Origin of the sequence: Enterorhabdus sp. P55 (assembly GCF_009911695.1) — a bacterium.
Classification (GTDB): domain Bacteria; phylum Actinomycetota; class Coriobacteriia; order Coriobacteriales; family Eggerthellaceae; genus Enterorhabdus.
In genome coordinates this window covers 1-1,659 of record NZ_QWKK01000220.1, presented here as the reverse complement: position 1 = coordinate 1,659, position 1,659 = coordinate 1, and the positions used below count along the sequence as shown (strand labels likewise).

Genomic DNA, 1,659 nt, shown 5'->3' with positions numbered 1-1,659 from the left:
CTCCCGCCGGCCTGCCGCGGGCGCGACCGGCGCCTCCCGTCGCGCGGCGGCCTCGTCCCCGCGCCTCGACGAGGCCGCCTTCCCGCCCCTCACGGCCGAGGCCGCCCGCGCCCGCGGCTGGGATCAGGTGGACTTCGTCTACGTGTCCGGCGACGCCTACGTCGACCATCCCTCCTTCGGCTCGGCCATCATCGTGCGCCTGCTCGAGGCCCACGGCTTCAAGGTGGGCGTCATCGCCCAGCCCGACTGGAACGACGACGCCTCCGTCACCGTGTTCGGCGAGCCGCGCCTGGGCTTCCTCGTGTCTGCCGGCAACATGGACTCCATGGTCAACCACTACACCGTGGCCAAGAAGCGCCGCCGCCAAGACGCCTACACCCCCGGCGGCGAGGGCGGCCGGCGCCCCAACCACGCGGCCGTCGTCTACGGCAACCTCATCCGCCGCACCTACAAGAAGACGCCCGTCATCCTGGGCGGCATCGAGGCATCGCTGCGTCGGCTGGCTCACTACGATTATTGGTCGGACAAGCTCAAGCGCTCCATCCTGCTCGACTCCGGCGCCGACCTCGTCTCCTACGGAATGGGGGAGCGGTCCGTCGTGGCCATCGCCGAGGCGCTCGACGCGGGGCTCACGGCTGCCGACCTCACGTTTATTCCCGGCACGGTCTACCGTACCTCCGATCTGGGCTCGGTCGTGGATTACGAGCTGCTGCCCTCGTGGGACGAGGTGAGCGCCGACAAGCGCGCCTTCGCCGCCAGCTTCGCCACGCAGTACGCCAACTCCGACCCTTTCACCGGCACGCGCCTGGTCGAGCCGTATCCGAACGGCGTCTACGTGGTGCAGAACCCGCCGGCCGAGCCGCTTACGACCCCTGAGCTCGACGCCGTCTACCGCCTGCCCTTCACTCGCGCGTGGCACCCCGCCTACGACGCCGCCGGCGGCGTGCCGGCCCTCGACGAGGTGCGCTTCTCGCTCATCAGCAACCGCGGCTGCTTCGGCGAGTGCGCCTTCTGCGCGCTCACCTTCCACCAGGGTCGCATCGTGCAGGCGCGCAGCCATGAGTCGCTGATCGAGGAGGCCCGGGCCCTCGTGGACGACCCCGGCTTCAAGGGCTACATCCACGACGTCGGCGGCCCCACGGCCAACTTCCGCGGGCCGGCCTGCGCCGCCCAGCTGCGGCGCGGCGCCTGCCCGTCCAAGCGCTGCCTGGCGCCTGAGCCCTGCCGCAAGCTGGAAGTTGATCATACCGACTACGTGGCCCTCCTGCGCGAGCTGCGGGCCCTTCCCGGCGTGAAGAAGGTGTTCGTGCGCTCGGGCGTCCGGTTCGACTACGTCATGGCCGACCCCGACCGCACGTTTCTGCGCGAGCTCGTGGCCCATCACGTGAGCGGCCAGCTCAAGGTGGCGCCCGAGCACGTCTCGCGGCGCGTCCTCGACGTGATGGGCAAGCCGTCCCACGAGGTGTACGAGGCCTTCGCCGCCGCCTACGAGGAGGAGAACCGCCGCGCCGGCAAGCAGCAGTTCCTCGTGCCCTACCTCATGTCGTCGCATCCCGGCTGCACGCTGGCCGACGCCGTTGAGCTAGCTGTTTAGTGCCAAGACGTTGTTTACATCCGGGTGGTGACAAATAGGGAGGCCTCCGCCAAGCTGTGAGTTGT

1 protein-coding gene is annotated in these 1,659 nt (G+C 69.9%); it reads left to right on the top strand.

What is annotated here, in order from left to right; genetic code table 11:
* Positions 1-1,594: YgiQ family radical SAM protein (locus D1643_RS10925; RefSeq protein ID WP_160710632.1), on the top strand; the 1,594-nt coding region annotated here is incomplete at its 5' end.
* Between the last annotated feature and the right edge of the window lie 65 nt (positions 1,595-1,659).